This window comes from Aerococcus sp. NPDC058936 (assembly GCF_042741995.1).
Classification (GTDB): Bacteria; Bacillota; Bacilli; order Lactobacillales; family Aerococcaceae; genus Aerococcus.
The window spans coordinates 131,517-151,047 of record NZ_JBHYKZ010000001.1; the positions used below are offsets into that span (position 1 = coordinate 131,517).

Annotated in this window: 15 protein-coding genes; 12 read left to right on the forward strand and 3 right to left on the reverse strand. The window is 40.7% G+C overall.

What is annotated here, in order from left to right; all coding sequences use genetic code 11:
- Nucleotides 1–125: 125 nt before the first annotated feature.
- A complete protein-coding gene (zwf, locus tag ACFW0C_RS00620; RefSeq protein WP_378104447.1) occupies nucleotides 126–1,592 on the reverse strand; it encodes a glucose-6-phosphate dehydrogenase in 1,467 nt (488 codons plus the stop codon).
- A 196-nt stretch (nucleotides 1,593–1,788) separates the two neighbouring features.
- Here zwf and ACFW0C_RS00625 point away from each other — a divergent pair, with 196 nt between their 5' ends.
- Nucleotides 1,789–3,141 (forward strand): DEAD/DEAH box helicase, encoded by a 1,353-nt coding sequence (locus ACFW0C_RS00625; RefSeq protein ID WP_378104448.1) that lies wholly within the window; start codon nucleotides 1,789–1,791, stop codon nucleotides 3,139–3,141.
- A 268-nt stretch (nucleotides 3,142–3,409) separates the two neighbouring features.
- On the opposite strand, the gene ACFW0C_RS00630 is transcribed toward ACFW0C_RS00625, so the two are convergent.
- Entirely contained in the window at nucleotides 3,410–4,222 is an 813-nt protein-coding gene (locus ACFW0C_RS00630) for a DUF1189 family protein (RefSeq protein WP_378104450.1), read from the reverse strand.
- 225 nt (nucleotides 4,223–4,447) lie between these two features.
- Between ACFW0C_RS00630 and ACFW0C_RS00635 the strand changes: the two genes are divergently transcribed.
- Nucleotides 4,448–5,053 carry a superoxide dismutase gene (locus ACFW0C_RS00635; protein ID WP_003141755.1) on the forward strand — a complete coding sequence of 202 codons (606 nt, stop codon included), beginning with the start codon at nucleotides 4,448–4,450 and terminating at the stop codon, nucleotides 5,051–5,053.
- Nucleotides 5,054–5,174: 121 nt separating this feature from the next.
- On the opposite strand, the gene ACFW0C_RS00640 is transcribed toward ACFW0C_RS00635, so the two are convergent.
- Nucleotides 5,175–7,934 (reverse strand): YfhO family protein, encoded by a 2,760-nt coding sequence (locus tag ACFW0C_RS00640; RefSeq protein WP_378104453.1) that lies wholly within the window; start codon nucleotides 7,932–7,934, stop codon nucleotides 5,175–5,177.
- Nucleotides 7,935–8,177: 243 nt separating this feature from the next.
- On the opposite strand from ACFW0C_RS00640, the gene ACFW0C_RS00645 reads away from it, so the two are divergent.
- The 10 genes from ACFW0C_RS00645 to ACFW0C_RS00690 all read left to right on the forward strand — a co-directional run bounded on the left by ACFW0C_RS00645 (nucleotide 8,178) and on the right by ACFW0C_RS00690 (nucleotide 19,403).
- Complete coding sequence (locus ACFW0C_RS00645) at nucleotides 8,178–10,376, forward strand: peptidoglycan D,D-transpeptidase FtsI family protein (RefSeq protein WP_378104455.1); 2,199 nt, start codon at nucleotides 8,178–8,180, stop codon at nucleotides 10,374–10,376.
- A gap of 176 nt (nucleotides 10,377–10,552) precedes the next feature.
- Nucleotides 10,553–10,705 carry a 50S ribosomal protein L33 gene (gene rpmG, locus ACFW0C_RS00650; protein ID WP_003141750.1) on the forward strand — a complete coding sequence of 51 codons (153 nt, stop codon included), beginning with the start codon at nucleotides 10,553–10,555 and terminating at the stop codon, nucleotides 10,703–10,705.
- 230 nt (nucleotides 10,706–10,935) lie between these two features.
- Complete coding sequence (locus tag ACFW0C_RS00655) at nucleotides 10,936–11,607, forward strand: rhomboid family intramembrane serine protease (RefSeq protein ID WP_290490898.1); 672 nt, start codon at nucleotides 10,936–10,938, stop codon at nucleotides 11,605–11,607.
- Between the two features lie 10 nt (nucleotides 11,608–11,617).
- Nucleotides 11,618–12,190 carry a 5-formyltetrahydrofolate cyclo-ligase gene (locus ACFW0C_RS00660; RefSeq protein ID WP_378104458.1) on the forward strand — a complete coding sequence of 191 codons (573 nt, stop codon included), beginning with the start codon at nucleotides 11,618–11,620 and terminating at the stop codon, nucleotides 12,188–12,190.
- A 104-nt stretch (nucleotides 12,191–12,294) separates the two neighbouring features.
- Nucleotides 12,295–13,263, forward strand: coding sequence for an ROK family glucokinase (locus ACFW0C_RS00665; protein WP_378104461.1), 969 nt, complete (start codon nucleotides 12,295–12,297; stop codon nucleotides 13,261–13,263).
- Nucleotides 13,264–13,293: 30 nt separating this feature from the next.
- Entirely contained in the window at nucleotides 13,294–13,692 is a 399-nt protein-coding gene (locus ACFW0C_RS00670) for a rhodanese-like domain-containing protein (protein WP_290490895.1), read from the forward strand.
- Nucleotides 13,693–13,796: 104 nt separating this feature from the next.
- Nucleotides 13,797–14,003, forward strand: a complete 207-nt coding sequence (locus ACFW0C_RS00675; RefSeq protein ID WP_378104464.1) for a hypothetical protein — start codon at nucleotides 13,797–13,799, stop codon at nucleotides 14,001–14,003.
- Nucleotides 14,004–14,721: 718 nt separating this feature from the next.
- Entirely contained in the window at nucleotides 14,722–17,358 is a 2,637-nt protein-coding gene (locus ACFW0C_RS00680) for a valine--tRNA ligase (RefSeq protein ID WP_378104466.1), read from the forward strand.
- Between the two features lie 178 nt (nucleotides 17,359–17,536).
- Nucleotides 17,537–18,781, forward strand: coding sequence for a bifunctional folylpolyglutamate synthase/dihydrofolate synthase (locus ACFW0C_RS00685; protein WP_378104468.1), 1,245 nt, complete (start codon nucleotides 17,537–17,539; stop codon nucleotides 18,779–18,781).
- Complete coding sequence (locus tag ACFW0C_RS00690; RefSeq protein WP_378104470.1) at nucleotides 18,759–19,403, forward strand: HAD family hydrolase; 645 nt, start codon at nucleotides 18,759–18,761, stop codon at nucleotides 19,401–19,403. The genes ACFW0C_RS00685 and ACFW0C_RS00690 overlap by 23 nt, the downstream gene beginning before the upstream one ends.
- The last annotated feature ends 128 nt before the right edge of the window (nucleotides 19,404–19,531 follow it).

The window sequence follows — 19,531 nt, forward strand, 5'->3', positions numbered from 1 at the left end:
GTGCGTTAAACTAGTGAACACAAAAAACCAGGAACCACGATTTTCATCTTAGTTCCTGGTTTTGTTTATATGGATTAGATTGTGTGAAATATACTGTTTCTTCTATAAGGCAATGTTCAATAAAACTATTTTACCCAAACATGGCCGTTTTGGCGTAATAATTCATCTGCCTCTTTAGGACCACGTGTTTTACCAACATATGTAGGTAAGGTCTTAGTACCGGCATTTTTCCAATTTTCAATAATTGAATCGACGATACGCCACTGTTCAGCCAATTCATCCCATGTAGAGAAGTTGGTTTGGTCACCGATTAAGGCATCGTAAATCAATTTTTCATAAGCATCTGGTACATAAGCAGCGTTTAATTCGTCTACATTAGAATGAATAGACACCAGTGTTGGCAATAATTCCTCACCAGGTAATTTTTGATTTAGGTTAAAAGCTAAACCAGTTTCTGGTTGAATGTTGAAGGTAATGCGACTTTGACTTGGGTTACAACCCTTATCGATGTCTGTTTTATCACCGGCATCTTTTAGGATGATTTCAACGGTTGTCCGTTTGTCATCCAAGGCTTTACCTGTTTTGAAGTAGAAGGGTACTTGGCCCCAACGATCGTTGTTGACTTGGAAGTAGCCCGCCAAATAAGTTTCAGTCACAGAATCAGCCGCGACCTCATTTTCCTCTAAGTAGTTGATGAATTCACCATCTTCACTTGCAAGATATTGGGCGCGCACAGTTTGTTTAGCGGTTTGGTCAGCTGTTAATGAATCGATTTGTTTCATGAAAGCTAACTTGTTGGCATGCACATCGTCTTGATCTGGTGAAGCGGGCAGGTCCATACCAAGTAATGTCGCCACTTGTAGGATATGGTTTTGTAGCATGTCACGAATAGCACCTGATTTGTCGTAGTAACCACCACGGCTACCAACTGGCATGTCTTCTGCTAAGGTGATTTGAATATTTGAAACGAATTCCTGGTTTAATAAAGCTTCAACTGCAGGGTTAAAGAAACGTGTCGCTAAGATATTTTGCACCATTTCTTTACCAAGATAGTGGTCAATACGGTAGATATCTTTTTCATCGAAAGAAATCGCTAAGGCATCATTTAATTCTTTGGCTGATGATAGGTCAGTACCGAATGGTTTTTCTAAGATGACTCGGTGTGTACCGCCATCTGTCACAATCTCAGCATCCTTCAATCCCTGGGTAATTTCGGGAAATAGGGCTGGTGAAGTCGATAGGTAGTATAAATTTTTCTCACCGGTATTAAATTCATTTCTTAATCTTGCCATTTCATTATTCAAATGCTCATAATCATCCGCTTGAGTGGCGTCATGAGATGTGTAGAAGAAATGTTTGATAAAGTTGTTGATTGTTTCTTCGTCTGCTTCTTGGTCAGAAATTGAATCTAAGACGATATCACGGAAATAATCGTCAGTCCATTCACGTCTAGAGTTTCCTAGCAAGGCAAAGTTTTCAGATAATAATTGACGCTGATATAATCGGAATAAAGATGGGTATAGTTTACGGCGCGCTAAATCTCCTGCTGCACCAAACATAACGATAAGCCCACCAACTTGTTTGTTAGTCATTATGCTACATCCTTTCATAGTTCATCTTCAATTATATACGAACTTTCATCACTTACACAAGAATTAGTCCTGACTATTCTTAGTATTTTTTAATATTCTATTATTTTCGATTTAAGAAGGATAATGGTACAATAGTACGGATGAGCAAAAAGAACCGCACTTGCCTAAGCTGGCAAGCAGAGAAAGGTGGGAGACCATGTCTTTTACACAATTTAATTTAAAACCATTTATCAACGACGCACTCGCAGATTTAAATTTCTATGAGCCGTCTCCAATTCAAGCGACAGTTATTCCAGTCATTCAATCAGGCCGCGATGTCATTGCCCAAAGCCAAACAGGATCAGGGAAAACGCACGCCTTCTTATTACCACTTTTAAATAAGATTACAGCTGAAAACCACACACAGTTAGTTATTACAGCACCTAGTCGTGAACTTGCGGAGCAGTTATACCAAGCTGGGCGTCAAATCTTGTCATTTTCAGATGAAGATTTGCATATCGAGCGCGCTTTTGGTGGGACAGATACTGTTAAACAAGCCAACCGTCTAGAAAATGCCGTACCGCAAGTCGTTGTTGCGACACCAGGGCGTCTATTAGACTTGATTAACAACCAATTGATTTCTGTACACCAAGTAACAGATTTCGTTGTCGATGAAGCAGACATGACCCTTGATTTAGGTTTCTTAAACGAAGTAGACCAAATTGCAGGTCGTATGCCGAAATCATTGAACATGTACGTTTTCTCAGCAACTATTCCGGACAAATTGAAACCATTCTTGAGAAAATACTTAAGCAATCCTGAATGGGTCACAATTGAAGCCCGTCACAAAATTTCAGATACCATTGATAACTACTTGGTACCCGTTAAAGGGCGCGACCGTAAATCATTGTTATTCGATGCCTTAACAATTGGTCAACCATACTTAGCTTTAATCTTTGCTAACACCAAGGAAACTGTACAAGAATTGTTCAAATATTTGAAATCTCAAGGTTTAAATGTCGGCCAAATTCATGGTGACTTACCATCGCGTGAACGTCGTCGTGTAATGAAACAAGTACAAAACTTGGACTTCCAATATGTGGTAGCCACTGACTTAGCTGCTCGTGGGATCGATATTGAGGGTGTATCTCACGTAATCAACTACGAAGTACCGAATGAATTAGAGTTCTTCATCCACCGCGTTGGTCGTACTGGTCGTCAAGGCAAACCAGGTACTGCCATTACCTTCTACGTGCCGGATGAATTGAAAGATATTGAATGGTTGGAAAATAAGGGGATCATCTTTGAAAATAAAGATATCAAAGATCATCAATTAATCGACGGTAAAGACCACGATGCCCGTGCTGCCCGTCAAAAAGCACCTGAAGTTGACCATACTGTAGTGGGGATGATTGAGCGAAACAAACGTCGTAAAGTTAAACCAGGCTACAAGAAAAAACTAAGCCGTCAAATTTCTAAACATAACAAAGACAACCGCATGGCTGACCAACGTAAAAAACGTCGTGACCAACGTCGTAAAAACAAAGAAGACAACCAAGTGGATTTCTAAATTCACTAACATCTTCAAAATAAAAATCCGAGGAATGATCGTTTTGATCAATTCCTCGGATTTTTGTGTTACTGATAAATTGTTTTTTGACGCTCGCAACCTAGTCAGGTTCGCTCGATCAGCTCAAGTCCACTTCAGAATAGTTTGCAACATACTTTGTTTGATACGGCACTATTCTTCCAGTTTATGAGCGAGTTGATGCTTTAGCACTCACTCGCTTAAATGCGTTAGAAGTTGTTAAGCTGAGCGGACCCACTCACCTCTTCTATTATTTTTGCATTTTTATGACTTGTACTTTTTTCAACAATCGCCATAAACGAATCAATGCGAAGACATACATGATTTCTAATTGATAGACAACATAGAAGCCAAATAGGTTAAAGAGGGTGATGACCATTAGTGGCATAGTTAATGACGCAAGGGCTAAAGACAACCGCATTTTAAAGGTTAGTCTTAACCGGGTTGAATCAGGCAGCATTCCAATTACAAGGGCAATCATCAGGCTAGCTAGCACTAGATTTAATAGGCTAGACAGGGTTACAATGACGAAGATAACCGGGTAGTAGGCCCAAGTTAGGCTAGTCATTGACTGGATAATGCCTTTGACACCATCACTATTGGCAGTGTCACCTAATTGTGCGTAGGTGAAGGCAATGGGTTGTCCCATAAATGATAAAGTTAGGTTATCTGAGTTGTTTTCAACAGTGATCAGATTGTTTTGACTAGTCGCCACATCTTGATTGGCGATTTCATCATTTGGATCAAAGGCATAGGTCATCAGGTCAGTTTCAAAAATGAAGGCCGATTGGTCATCGCTGGTGGCTATCTTGCCATCTGTCACTTGATAGTCAGGGATTTGATTAACGATTGATGTTGCGTTGGTTTCTAGTAAATCAAATACTTTCAAGGTATCGAAGAAGGTCGGAATTGCTGATATACCTGCAATTAATAGGGCATAGACCAACATTCTCTTAAAGCTATAGGAAATGACACGGATAATTTTTGGATAATTCAATAGGGCATCGTATAAGATGACGAGGATATTGCTTTCTTTCATACATTCGCTCTTTTCTGTTCTCATATTCCCACTCTTAGCTGGTGGATCTGGAAAATGACTAAGCATTCTCACGTTAACATTCATTATAACAAAGATTGGTCAAAAACAATGAACGGATGATTGGAAAAGGAAAAAGTTTTCTTAAAAATAAGTGAGCGCTTTAAGTCGATTCCTTTGAATTTTATGTTCTGACTTGATATAGTGATTTTAGTAAGAAAATAATGATAAGTTTTATAGGAGGAATTTTACATGGCTTTTGAATTACCAGAATTACCATACGCTTATGATGCATTAGAACCGTATTTCGACGAGGAAACAATGCACTTGCATCATGACAAACACCATAATACTTATGTAACAAATGCAAATGCAGCTTTAGCAGGTACTGATTTAGCAGACAAATCTGCTGAAGAAATCTTATCTAACTTTGACGCTGTACCTGAAGACAAAAAAACTGCTGTTCGTAACAATGTTGGTGGACACGCAAACCACACATTATTCTGGGAACAATTCGCAGCAAATGCTGGCGGTGAACCTACTGGCGCTTTGAAAGAAGCTATCGACGCTAAGTTCGGTTCATTTGCAGACTTCCAAGAAGCATTCAAAACTGCAGCAACTGGTCGTTTCGGATCTGGTTGGGCTTGGCTAGTTTTAGCTAACGGTGAAGTGGCAATTACTTCTACACCAAACCAAGACTCACCACTAATGGATGGTCAAACACCATTATTAGGTATTGATGTTTGGGAACATGCCTACTACTTGAAATATAAAAACGTTCGTCCAGACTACATTGCAGCATTCTGGAACATTGTAAACTGGGATGAAGTTGCAAAACGTTTCGACGCAGCAAAATAATGTGATCGCCATTAAATTGGTAATAGAGGGGTTAGCTTTGGCTAGCCTCTTTTTTTTTCGCAAATTTCGTAAAATGCCTCTAAAAAACGCCTGCCGACAATTATCAGCAGACGTTTTGTATTTATTTCGTTTTCACTTTTTTCTTGTTGAAGACATATACACAAACTAGAATTAATCCGGTTGCGATTGTAATGGCGACACCTAATATCAAGCCATGTGGGATGTAATAGAAGGTGACTTCATAATCACCGGCTTCTTTGAATTGGAGACCCATAAAGCCACCGTTTAATAGGGGCAGGGTATCGACTTCTTGGCCGTTGACTTTGGCGTGCCAACCTTCTGCATATGGGACAGTAACCATCAAGTATTCACTCGGATCGTCAACAGTAACGGTGCCTGAGAAAGCCCCATTTGAGAAGTCAGTTAGTGCCAACTGATTTTGCTTCAACTCTTCTGCCATGGTGGACACTTTTTCCTGGTCAAGGGTATAGAGGTTGATATCCGCTAGGGTTGTGTCGTCATCTAGCAACTGGATGGTAAATACTTTCTCTTCTCCTTTTTCGTCGTTTGCGATATTAAAAAGTTGAATCGACTGGTAAGAAGAATCGTAGTCTAAAGGTTCGCCGTCTAGGTAATACTTCACTTCTTCATCATTTAAGAATGAAGGAACGGTGATATAGTACGCTTGGCTGGTTTTCACATTGATATGGATATCAATAAATGAATCTTCTCCGGTGTCATCGCGGGTATAAGCTGTATTTACCACTGAAGCATCTTGTGAATCCACATGGAAAAGGTCTATGCTCGCAAAGTTGGCAATCTCAAATTGAGAGAGGTCAATGCCATCCGTCGTACCATTTCCGCTTAAGACATTCAACAATTCATCTTGCAGGTAAACTGGGTTGACATCATCTATGGCGACGTCTTGGATGTCTTGGCTAACCATATAGGCAAGAGACAAGGCATTGGGATTTTCATGGATGATTAATTGGTCTGTGACTTCTAGAACAGGGTATTCACTCAAGTCAGCTCGTGTTGACCTGACCCGGTCTTTTAAGGCGCCTTGATCATCTTCAAACGGGGTAACGTCAAAGTAATATTTTACACCAAATAGGGCGTCTGTCAGTAGGGTCCCAGTTGTATAGTTGGTAAAGCCATCTGACATGGGTTGCCCTAATTGTTTGAACAATTGGGTGGTGTTTCGTTCCATTGTCGAGTTGAAATGGTTTAAGTCATAATAACCCAGCTGCATGGCATCGTTTTTTGTCCGCTGGAAGGTCTTGGTCATCCGGTAGAATTCGTTTTCTCCTGGCGCATAGGATGCGATTTCTGGTTTGATTTCGGTGACATAATCCGCAAAGTCATCTTGTTTCAAGTAAGAAATAGAAGAAACCGTGATCACAGAGTTGGCGAACACTTCGCTTATAGTGATGAACATTAATAGGATGTAAATCAACCGGTCGAAGTCAACAGCCATCATCAATAGGGCAGTAATCCCAACGAATAAGACAAAGGAGACTAGGACGGTTGTGACTGAAATATAGTCGAATTCTTCTATCTTATAGAGCAAGTAACCGTAGGCAATGGCGAAAGGGATCAGCAAGGCTACTGCACTTTTAATGGATAAAAATGGTTTTTGCCGGTAAAGCTGGTAGCCGATAAATAGTAGGAAGAATGAAAAGACGAATGAAAAACGGTATGGGTACCAGATTGGGTACTGGAGCCCGTGCCAAATCAGGTTCAGTCCTGAAATATTCATGGATAATAGTAGGAATGTCGTCAATCCACCGGCAGCTAAACGTTCTTGCCAAGGAGTCTTCTTGTTGAAAAAGTAAAGTATGGCCATGATAAGTGCTAGACTACCTACGAAAATATTGGGCAATCCTTCTGGCATTTGGTCAAAGTTAAAGGGCCCAAGGATGAATTTTGACACAATATCGTATAAAGGATAATCGGTGGTTAATTCAAGTTCGGGTGACGATTGTTGCCCTTTACTGGTTGATAATGCATAGAATGTTGGCATTAAAATAAAGGCAGCTAAACCACCACCTGCGAGTGACCAACCGGCAAATTTACCAAATGTTTGTATGAAATAGGTTTTCAAATTGATAAAGTAGCTTGCTTGATATTGCGCTGTTGGCGCCAAGTCCTGGTTGAATCTTTCCATCTGGTCTTGACCATGTAAGTCAGCTCGTCCATGAGCGACCATCCGGTAGCAAAAAAATAGGATTAAGAATAAACAAATCATGTAGCCGATATAGTAATTCGAGATTAGGATAAGGGCTAGCCAGCCTACATAGGTCCAGCCAGATCGACCGCGCATGACCTTTTCCAAACCCCAAATGAGGAAGGGAAGGAAGATGACACCGTCTAGCCACATGACGTTTAGTTGGTTGGCGGACAGGTAACCGATGAAGGCATAGGCGAATGAAAATGTGAGTGATTGCCAAGTCACTTCGTTATAGAACCGACCTAACATGAACTGGAAGGCGGATGCTGCGGTGGCGAGTTTGAGTATGACAATCAAGGCGACGGCAAAGGAAAGCCAGGATTGCGGGAAAAATAGCAAGAAAATTAAGTAGGGGGACATGAGGTAGTAAGACCAGGTCCCGACCATTTCGCCTCCGGTGGCTTTTGAGAAGGAATAGAAAATCTGATCCCAATTACCTTGGAAGATGTCTCGGTAGTATTGATAGAAATCGATATATTGTTGGCCTAGGTCGACAGTCATGATGGTGCCATTGCCGAATGGAAATATTTTTAGGCCAAAGATAAAGAAGAGTCCCATCAGGATAAAGACTGCTAGAAACAAGCCAATCATTGAAGCTTTGAGTGGGTGTTTCTGACATTTCTGTTGAATCGTTTTTATGTATTGCGTCATGACACGAACTCCTTTTTGATAATTGCTTTTAGCATATCATATTTCGCAGATTGATTGCCTTGTTTAAAGATTTTTTACAAAAATAAAAACTTCTGTGATTTTTAGGTGGATATAGGGATTCTTAATAATTTACTCGAGTCTTATGACCGTTTTTTGTGTATAATTAAAAAAGGTTATGCTGGCCTGAGTGGACTGACCTATTTTGGCTGCATATAAGTGTTTTATTTGAAAGTAGGTGACAAGTTGGATCAAGGTGATCAAAATAAACAACCGAAGCAACATGAGGTTGCTGAGGAAAAGTTGAATAAAATGGGTTCTGATGATCAAGACCAACCAAAAAGGCGTGCACCCATATGGGGCTCCTTTTTAAACCGTTTGAACGTGATGATGATAGGGATTTTTGTCCTGTTTGCAATGCTTATTTTACGTTTATCTTATCTGCAACTAGTTCAAGGCGATATGTTCTCTGATCTGGTGAATGCAACAGAAACAACTATTGTCGAGGAATCGGTCCCGCGTGGTTTGATTATTGATTCTGAAGGAGAGTTGATGGTGTCTAATGAGGCTTTACCAGCAATTTCTTATACACGTGGCCAGGACACTTCCGGTGAGGATATGGCCCGAACGGCGCAGAATCTAGCTAAATATATAGCTGTCGATTTCGAGGATGTATCCGATCGTGACCTGCAGGATTATTTTGTGGCAGCCAATACAGATGTCATCAATGACCGGTTGACAGACGATGAGGCCGCTGCAGCGGATGATGAAATCTACGCCATCCAAGTGAGTAAGGTGACTGACGACGACTTGAATGGTCTAAGTGACCAAGATAAGGAAGCAGCAGTTATTTTCGCCAAAATGAATGCCGCCTCGTCCCTCTCAACTGTCATGATTAAAAATGATGGGGTAACCACTGAAGAAACGGCCGTTGTGGCAGAGCATTCAGCTGAGTTACCAGGTGTCAATGTGACAACCGACTGGAAACGGACTTACCCGCAAGATTCATTACTACGTTCATTGCTTGGTAGTGTGTCTTCTACAGAAGAAGGAATCCCAAGTGACCAACAAGATTTCTACCTAGCTAAGGGTTATGCCCTAAATGATCGGGTAGGAGTATCTTATATTGAAGAACAGTATGAAGCGAATTTACGTGGTTCAAAAACAACCTATGAAACAGAAGTGAGTCAAGACGGAGAGATTGTCAATTCTAAACAAACTTATGCTGGTGAAATGGGGAATACGGTTCAGTTGACCATTGACTCTGAATACCAAGCGGAATTAGAAGCTTATGCAACTCAGTATTTAGAAGATGCAACGACTGATGAAAACAATTCTATCTATATTGTAGCGTCTGATCCTGATACGGGGGCTATTTACGCCTTAGTGGGTAAGAAGAAAAATTCAGATGGTGAAATCGTGGATGATGCCTTAGGTACGATTAATAGCGTCTTTCCATCTGGGTCTGTCGTGAAACCTGCAACGATTTCCGCTGCTTACGGAGAAGGCTTGCTTGAAGTTGGTTCAGATAATGAAATTACCGATGAACCCTTATACTTCTCCGGTACGCCAGTTAAAGCTTCTTGGTGGTTTACTTCTGGTAACGATGCAACACCAAGGGTCTTAACGGATAAACAAGCCTTAGCTCAATCTTCAAACGTCTACATGATTAAATTGGCCATGGCAATGGGTGGTGTAAACTACTACGAACCGTACATGGACTTGTCTGGACTGGATACAGATGCCGTTTATGATACCTTACGGAGTTATTATGCAGAATTCGGTTTAGGGGTATCGACTGGTATTGACTTGGAAAATGAATCAACTGGTATAATCGGACAAGATACTGGTGACCCAGGTAACGCACTTGACTTGGCTTTCGGTCAGTTTGATACCTACTCACCAATTCAATTAAACCAATATATTTCAACCATTGCGAATGGTGGTACCCGCTATGCTTTACATGTGTTGGATAAAATTTTGGCACCTACTGAAGACGAGGAGACAGCTGGTGGTGGGGCAACGGTTTATGAATATCAACCAACTGTATTGAATGAATTATCGATTACAGATGAAATGCTTGCGGAAGTGCAAGAGGGTATCTGGTCTGTTATTCATACCTCAACTGGTTTGGGGAACGCTATTTTTGCTAATTTCCCAATTGAGGTAGCGGGTAAATCAGGTACTGCGACAAGAACTGATACCCTTGAAAACTCAACTTGGGCTGGATGGGCACCATATGATGATCCTGAAATTGCGGTGTCGATCGTTATTCCAGGAACAACCCCCAATGTGTCTGTATCTGCCCAAGCAGCTGCACCAAATGTCTTAGGTTTATACTATGATATTGAGGAATATCAAAATAAAGTAGCTGACCAATTGGCAGAAAACGCGGAAGCATCAGCAGAAGAGGCGGAAGCCTTGGAAGAAGCGGATCCACAATAATTGCATGTGGCGCTGTGATACTCAATTCACAGCCACATGCTGATTGTTTTAAGTGTCTGACCAAATTTTTTACAATACTAAAAAACATTTGGCATATAGGTTAAGATTATGGTACAATATTCGAGTATGGTTACTGTATATCAGTTAATAATTTTATTGTATTGGAGGGGTATCACATGCGTGTGAACATTATTTTAGAAAACACTGAATTAAAAGGCGAACGTGTTTACTTGACAGAGAAAAACCGTCGTAACAATCCAGACCGTTTAGAATTAAAAAAATATAGTCCAAAATTACGTAAAGTTTGTGTCTTCAAAGAGGTAAAATAATCTAATGCAAATTAGATAACTGACTCGGTAACACACAAATAATAAATACGTATTTACTATTGGAGACCTGCATTGGCGTTCGCGTTGGTGTGGGTCTTTTTTTCTTTGTTTGGGGTATCACGTGCCAGAATGCTAAAGTTTTTTTTGTAGGTAGCTGCCATTTTGTGATTATCCTGAAAACTAGGGTATAATATGTAAAAGTACATTCACTATTTTAAAAGGAGTTAATCATGTCTAAGAGAAAACCTTTTGTGACGTATACCTTGCTAGGTATTCAAATTATTTTATTTATTATGATGGAATTTATGGGCAGTTCCGAAAGTTCTGCCACCTTATTATTATTCGGGGCTAAATTTAATCCATTGATTGCTGCTGGGGAGTATTGGCGGTTAATTACCCCCATGTTCTTGCATATTGGCATTGTTCATTTATTAATTAATTCTATTACCCTGTATTATTTAGGTAGTATGGTTGAAAATATTGTGGGTCACTGGCGCTACTCGGTGATTTACCTGGCTTCTGGCTTGATGGGGAACTTGTTCTCTTACCAATTTTCAGAAAATATCTCAGCTGGGGCATCGACTGCCTTATTTGGTTTGTTTGCTGTCTTTCTAGCGCTTAAAAATCTATTCCCGAGAAATCGTTATATTCAAAGCATCGGTTCGCAATATTTAACTCTTGTGGTAATTAACTTGGTCTTTGGTATGATGGGTTCAGGGATTGATATTTGGGGCCATGTGGGCGGATTAGTAGGTGGTTTCTTAATGACCATGGCGCTCCTTCAGGGGGAAGGGCCAGATCAACGGTTGACCCAACGAATTGGTTCAGCTGCTACCTTTGTGGTGATTGCTGGATTTATTTTGATCAACCATGGCATTTTCAATACTTTAATTGGTGGTTAGGAGCGTTTACTTGACAGAAGAAATGAAAACAATTTTAGACAAGAAGGCCATTCGCGACCGGACATTTAAATACTGGGCAGCCTTATCAGAGGTTGACCGAATTGCTTTGCAGGCGGATATTTACGCCCAATTATTTACCAATGAAGCCTTTATTCAAGCCGATACCATTACCACAACCATTGCCCATCCAGGTGAAATAGATACGAAACCTATTATTGATTACGCTTTAACCGTTGGCAAGAAGGTATATGTGCCTAAAACCTATCCCAAACGTAAAATGGCATTTGCCAAGTATCAAGGGATGGATGCTTTGCAGAAGACTAAATTTGGTATCTATGAACCAACAGCTGACGCTGATTTTATTGAGAAAGACGCGATTGATTTAATGCTTGTACCAGGTTTGTTTTTTAGGTCGGATGGGTATCGTGTTGGGCATGGGGGCGGTTTTTATGATATTTTTCTAGCGGATTATCCAGGAACCAAGATTGCCTTAGCATTTCCAGGTATGATCTCTAATGAAGTGACCTTTGAAATAGATGATTTTGATATGCCAGTGGACCAAATTATTGTTGGGGAAATATAAATATTATGCAACCGGTATCATTTTTTGATTAAAAACCTAAATTTTTTTGCTAAAGTCTGATAAAATAGAGTTATGTAACTAAAAGATGAGAAGGAGTTATGATAATGACTAAGAAAATATTCGGTATCGACCTTGGTGGTACATCAATTAAATTATCCGTTGTTTCAACTGAAGGTGAAATTATTGATAAATGGGCTGTGCCTACAGATATTAAAGAAGATGGCCAACACATTATTCCAGATTTAATTCTAGCTGTTCAAGAAAAAATGCTAGAAAACAATTGGACTAACGAAGATATTTTAGGTATTGGTATGGGGTCTCCAGGCTTTGTAAATCGGGAAAAAGGTACGGTTGCCGGTGCGTATAATCTAGCTTGGGTTGAAGAACAGCCCGTTGCAGAACTGATTCGTAGCCACTTTAATGCAGATTGGCCAATTTTAATCGAAAACGACGCTAACGTTGCGGCTTTAGGGGAGCAATGGAAGGGTGCCGGTGACCACGCGGCCAATGTGGTCATGGTAACTTTAGGTACTGGTGTTGGTGGTGGTGTTATTGTCAACGACCAATTGGTGGTTGGACAAGGTGCTGCTGGTGAAATTGGGCATATGTTCTCTAAAGATGGTGGCCGTAAATGTACTTGTGGTCAACATGGCTGTTTAGAAACTGTGGCCTCTGCGTCAGGTATCGTATGGACTGCTGGTGAATTAGCGTATACTATGGATGATACGGGTTCTACCATTCAAGGCCGTATTTTTAACGGAGACCCTGTAACGTCTGAAGATATCTTTAGAGCGGCCGAAGCAGGTGACCGTTTTGCGGAAGCAGTTGTTGATGACACGATGGGACATTTAGGCCGTGCTTTGGGCCAAGTGGCTGCCGTAACGAATCCACAATATATTTTAATTGGTGGTGGGGTTGCCAATGCTGGTCAATACTTACTAGATAAAGTAACAGACTATTTCCATAATTCGGTATATCCTGGTGTTGGACAGACCACAAGTATTCGTCTAGCTACTTTGGGGAATGATGCAGGTGTGTATGGTGCTGCGTCATTAGTTATGAAAAATGTCTAGTATTTGTCGTTAGAAGGGAAAACAACACTTATGATCAACTTTGGTACTATTTCTTGGATTATTTTAATTGTCGTATTATTGGTTTGGGGAGGCTTCTGGTTATACAGCTACTTATTGCGTCGTAACAACGCAACCATGATTTCTCAAGAAGATTTCCAACAAACCATGCAATCGGCACAAATTATTGATATCCGAGAAGCAAATGAATTTAACTCTGCCCACATTTTTGGTGCCCGTAATGTACCGTATTCTACATTACAACAAGGGGTACCAGGATTTAGTAAATCACGTCCAATTTATTTATATGCAGATGTACATAATTTAACTGGTCGTGCTGCGAAGAAATTAAAAGATGCAGGTTACGATAAAATTTATATCTTAAAGGGCGGCCTGAGTGAGTGGGAAGGCAAAACAAAACGTCAAGATTAATCATTTTGGAAAAGTCAGGAGTGAGCGCTCCTGGCTTTTTCTGAATGTTGTTTATCTTTAAAATGCTTAAGCTAAGTAAGATTCGATTAGTAGGGGGGATACTGATGTTGATTAGACAAATGAAGAAATCAGAGACCGGCTTGTTAAAAGATTATTTCTACAAAGCGCTGTTTGTTCCTGAAGGAGCGTCACTTTTTCCGCGATCGATTTTGAATGAAGCGCATGTACAGAAATATTTTAATCATATTGATTTAGATAAAGACCTTTGTTTTGTAGCAGAAATCAATGGACAAGTTGTTGGCGCTATTTGAGGACGTTACTTTACTTCAGACAATCAAAGATATATTTCTTCCAATAGTTAAAATGTATTGGTGTAAGAAAGTTGTTAGATGAATATATTAGGTTATAACGAATATTAAGCGGGCAATAGAGACGGACGCTTTCTAGCATGCCCCCGCATATATAGTCGGGTTCGGGTCTCCAGAAAAGACTGCGTTTCAGATTAGTTTGTAACTGACTGCGTCATTTACTGCACTAATCTTCCAACGGTTCTTTCCTTAGCGTCGACCCTCGCGCCCTGTCTCACATCCTATAGTCGGGTTCGCTTTGGCAGTCCGGTCTCCACTTCAGGAATATTAGCAGCAAGTGAACTTGCTACGGTATATTCCTTCCAGTGGTACCTGACTGAGCGCCAAAGCTCTCACCCTTTTCTTGCTTTCTGTTTTTTTCCATGCTATTATTGGCTATGCAAATAATTTAAGTAATTGCTGTGAGGTTTATTGTGTTTGTCTTTAAGAGAGCTTGTGGTTGGTGTGAACAGGTAAGACAGTCAATAATGGTTGCGCAGTAGGCAAAGTGTCGCTTTACTTCGGTACATACCGTTATCATGTCCTTACAATGAAGTAAAAATGTAGGTGGTACCGAGCAATGAAATTTGCGCCCTATACTATAATTGTCTAACCATAGATTGTTATAGTATAGGGCTTTTATTTTGCCAAAAATATGAATCAAAGAAAGAGGGAAACTTTCATGAAAGAGACTAATATGTCTACTAAATACCAACCGAATGCGGTTGAAGAAGGACGCTATGATAAATGGGTAGCGTCTGGTGTATTCGCCCCTAATGAAGATAAAACTGCTGAACCATATTCAATTGTTATTCCACCTCCCAATGTAACAGGTAAATTGCATTTAGGTCATGCTTGGGATGTAACTTTACAAGATATGTCTATCCGTCAAAAACGGATGCAAGGATACGATACTTTATGGTTACCAGGTATGGACCACGCGGGTATTGCGACGCAAGCTAAGGTAGAAGCGAAATTAGCCGAAGAAGGTATTTCTCGTTATGACCTAGGCCGCGAAAAATTCATTGACCAAGTGTGGGATTGGAAAGAAGAATATGCTGAAACAATCCGTCAACAATGGGGTAAAATGGGTATTTCTGTTGATTATTCTCGTGAACGTTTTACCTTAGATGACGGTTTAAGCGAAGCTGTGCGTAAAGTCTTCGTTGATTTATATAATAAAGATTTGATTTACCGCGGTGAATACATTATCAACTGGGATCCAAAAGCACAAACTGCCTTATCTGATATGGAAGTAATCTACTCTGATGATAACGGTGCTTTCTACCACATTTCATACCCATTAACAGATGGATCAGGTTCGTTAGAAATCGCTACAACACGTCCAGAAACCCTGTTAGGGGATACAGCGGTTGCAGTTCACCCTGATGACGACCGTTACACCCACTTAGTTGGTAAAACCATTACTTTACCGCTTGTTGGCCGGGAAATTCCAATCGTTGCGGACGATTACGTAGAACGTGAATTTGGGACTGGTATTGTAAAAATTACCCCTGCCCATGACCCTAACGACTTTGCAGTAGGGAACCGTCATGATTTACCACGGATCAACGTGATGAACGCTGATGCAACTATGAACGAAAATGCTGGTGAATTTGCAGGTATGACTCGTGAAGAAGCCCGTAAAGCAGTTGTTGCTGCCTTAGACGAACAAGGTTTCCTAATCCGCACAGAAGAAATGGTCCACTCAGTGGGTCACTCTGAGCGTACTGGTGTTGTTGTTGAACCACGACTTTCAACACAGTGGTTCGTTAAAATGCGTCCATTAGCGGATAATTCATTAGAAAACCAACACACTGAAGACCGTGTTGATTTCTACCCTCCTCGTTTTGAAAATACCTTTAAGACTTGGATGGAAAATGCCCACGACTGGGTTATCTCACGTCAATTATGGTGGGGACACCAAATTCCAGCTTGGTATCATAAAGAATCTGGTGAAATGTATGTTGGTATGGAAGCACCAGCTGACAGCGAAAACTGGGAACAAGATCCAGACGTATTAGATACGTGGTTCTCATCTGCCTTATGGCCGTTTTCAACTATGGGGTGGCCTGATACAGATGCAGAAGACTTTAAACGTTACTACCCAACATCAACATTGGTCACTGGGTATGACATCATCTTCTTCTGGGTTGCGCGTATGATTTTCCAAGGGTTGGAATTCACTGGTCGTCGTCCATTCAAAAATGTGTTAATCCATGGTTTAATCCGTGATAGCCAAGGCCGTAAGATGTCTAAATCATTAGGTAACGGGGTTGACCCAATGGAAGTTGTTAACGAGTATGGTGCAGACGCTTTACGTTGGTTCCTAGCAACTGGTTCAACACCTGGTCAAGATATTCGTTATAACGAAGAAAAACTTGAGGCAGCTTGGAACTTCATCAACAAGATCTGGAATGCTTCTCGTTATGCCATTATGAACCTTGATGACTTAACGTATGATGAAATTGATTTATCAAATGTGAATGAAATCAAGGACCAATGGATTTTAACACGTCTAAATGAAACCATTGCATCAGTTACCGCAAACTTTGATAAGTTTGAGTTTGGTGAAGCAGGTCGTTCATTGTACCACTTCATCTGGGATGAATTTTGTAACTGGTATATTGAAATGGCCAAAGAAACCTTACAAGGTGAGGACGAAGCAGCGAAAGCAACAACTCGTTCAGTATTGGCTTACACATTAAACAACATTCTACGTTTAATGCACCCAATCATGCCATTTGTAACAGAAGAAATCTGGGCGCATATTCCACACAAAGAGGCCTCAATCGTTACAGCTGCGTACCCAACAGTAGACGAAAACTTATCTAATCCAAAAGCTGCTTCTGATATGAACTACGTTATTTCATTGGTTAAAGCAATCCGTAACGCCCGTAACAAACAAAACGTGGCCTTATCTAAACCAATCGAAATCATTGTGAAACCACGGAACGGTGAAATTGGTCAAGCCCTTGAAGACAATATTGCCTTCATTAACCGCTTTACCAACCCAGAAAGCTTTACGATTGATACAAGTGCTGTAGCACCAGATCAAGCCGTAACCTTATTCTTTGACGGTGGAGATATTTACTTACCATTAGCTGGTTTCATTAACATCGAAGAAGAAATAGCTCGTTTGGAGAAAGAATTAGCCAAATGGCAATCTGAAGTAGACCGGGTTGAGAAGAAATTGTCTAACGAACGCTTTGTGGCCAATGCTCCTGAAGCTGTCGTTGAAGAAGAACGTCAAAAAGGTCAAGATTACCAAGAGAAATTAGCTTCTACTAAAGAAAGAATCGCTGAATTACAAGGTTAATTTGACCCAAAATAACCATTTAAGAAGCCGACTTAAGCTAAATAGTCGGCTTCTTTTTTCGATTTAATCTAGGCCATACAGAAAAATATACCCAGTGATTTACACAAATAACATACTTTTAAAGGACTTTCCGTGCTAGAATGATGTCTGGTAAGATGATAATTGAAAAAATGGGGGCATGAAATTGGCTATTTTAATGCATAATATGGTGCAAATCGAACAATGGTTGGCAATGTACACCAAGTCGACGCCAAAAGATTTTTCACGGATTAAAAGCGTGCTTGACCGCTACGACCACCCAGAGTTAAAAACACCCGCAATCCACGTGACTGGTACCAACGGCAAGGGGTCAACCTGTCGTTATATCGAGCAAATGGCGACAGCTCACGGTTACTCGACCCTTCTATTCACGTCACCACATTTGACGTCCTTAACCGAACGTATTCGCCACGATAAAGAAAACATCGACGACCAAGCCTTTATTCAATTGATGAACGAAGTCCGTCACCATATCGAAGCCCTAAAAATCGAAGCCATGTCCTATTTCGAAGTCCTCACTTTAGCCTTCTTTATCTATGCGGGCCAGGTGGACGTCGACATCCTGATCGTTGAAGTAGGGATTGGTGGCAAGAAAGACTACACCAATATTCTTCCACATGCTGTCCGGGTCATCACTTCTATTGGTAAAGACCATATTCCCGATTTAGGTAAAGATGAATTCGCCATTACCAAGCAAAAAGCCGGCATTATGCGCCAAGGCGATACCATGGTTGTTGGGGAAATTGCCCCAGAATACTTGGCTATTATCCAAGACAAAGTCACTCAAGAGGAAGGTCAATTGATTTCTTATAAATTGCAACCGCAGCTAGACGTTCCGCAACTTGGTTTTTACCAAGTATGGAATGCGCGGACAGCTTACGGGGCTTTTGCCGCTTTTACAAAGGAAAATAGCTTGTATTTCAACCAACAAACAGCCATTGCAGCTATTCAAGCGACGGCTTTACCAGGTCGGATGGAATTAATCGCTAACCAGCCAGCCACCTATATTGATGGCGCCCACAATATTTCAGCCATTAAGGTGTTACTGGAAGCATTAAAAGTAACTTTTGCAGATAAAAAAATGATCATGTATTTTTCAAGTTTAGACCGTAAGGAAATTAACGACTCACTGGACTATATCCAAGCACATTCAGACATTGAATTATATGTCACCACTTTTGATTATGAAGAAGCAAGAAAAGAAAACGATTATTTAGCCACGACAGATGCGAAATTTGTGAATAATTGGTATGATGATTATAAGCAATCCGCACCAGCAAATGTAGATGCCGTAGTAGTGTTCTGTGGCTCTTTCTACTTTATCTCTGAAGTGCGAGAAAAACTACAAAGTGAGGATATCTATGAAAACATCAGTAATTTTTGACATGGACGGGTTAATGCTAGACACTGAGAAGGTCTACGCCCAAGTAAATCAAGAAGGATTCGAATCGTTAGGCATTGAATTTACCATGGATGACTACCTAAAATATGTTGGGGTTGGCGAGAAGGAAACCCTTCAAATGTACGAGGAAGCCATTGGTGATAGAGAAACGGCAGAAGCTTTATTGGCCCGCGAAGATAAACGATACCTTGAAATCATCAAAGATAAAGCGCCTGATTTAAAAGATGACTTGATCAAAGTGTTGGATACGCTAGCAGCTAAAAATGTTGATTGCTATGTCGCGTCATCAACAAATATTGAAACAGTAGAGTATTTACTAGAGGCAACAGGCATCCGCAAATACTTCAAAGGTGTGCTTGGTGGTGACCAAGTAGAAAACGCTAAGCCCGACCCAGAAATTTATCTAAAAGTTGTGGCTGATTTCAACTTAGACAAAGAAAAAACAATCGTATTAGAGGACTCTATTCATGGCGTGAATGCCGCTTATCAAGCAGGTTTAGACGTGATCATGGTCCCTGATTTGGTAGCGCCGGATGATGAAACCTACGACCGCGTTTTAGCAGTCGTTGGCCGTCTTGGTGACGCCTTACCATTTTTAGATTAAATAAATTCGACTGGTACTCTCGTGGGCCAGTCTTTTTTTAGTGCGAAAGTGCTTTTGGGCAAAAAGGAGTAGACGTTAACTTGCTGGCCCCCTGATCTATGGCGGTTTGGCCAGCCAAGACAAGAAGC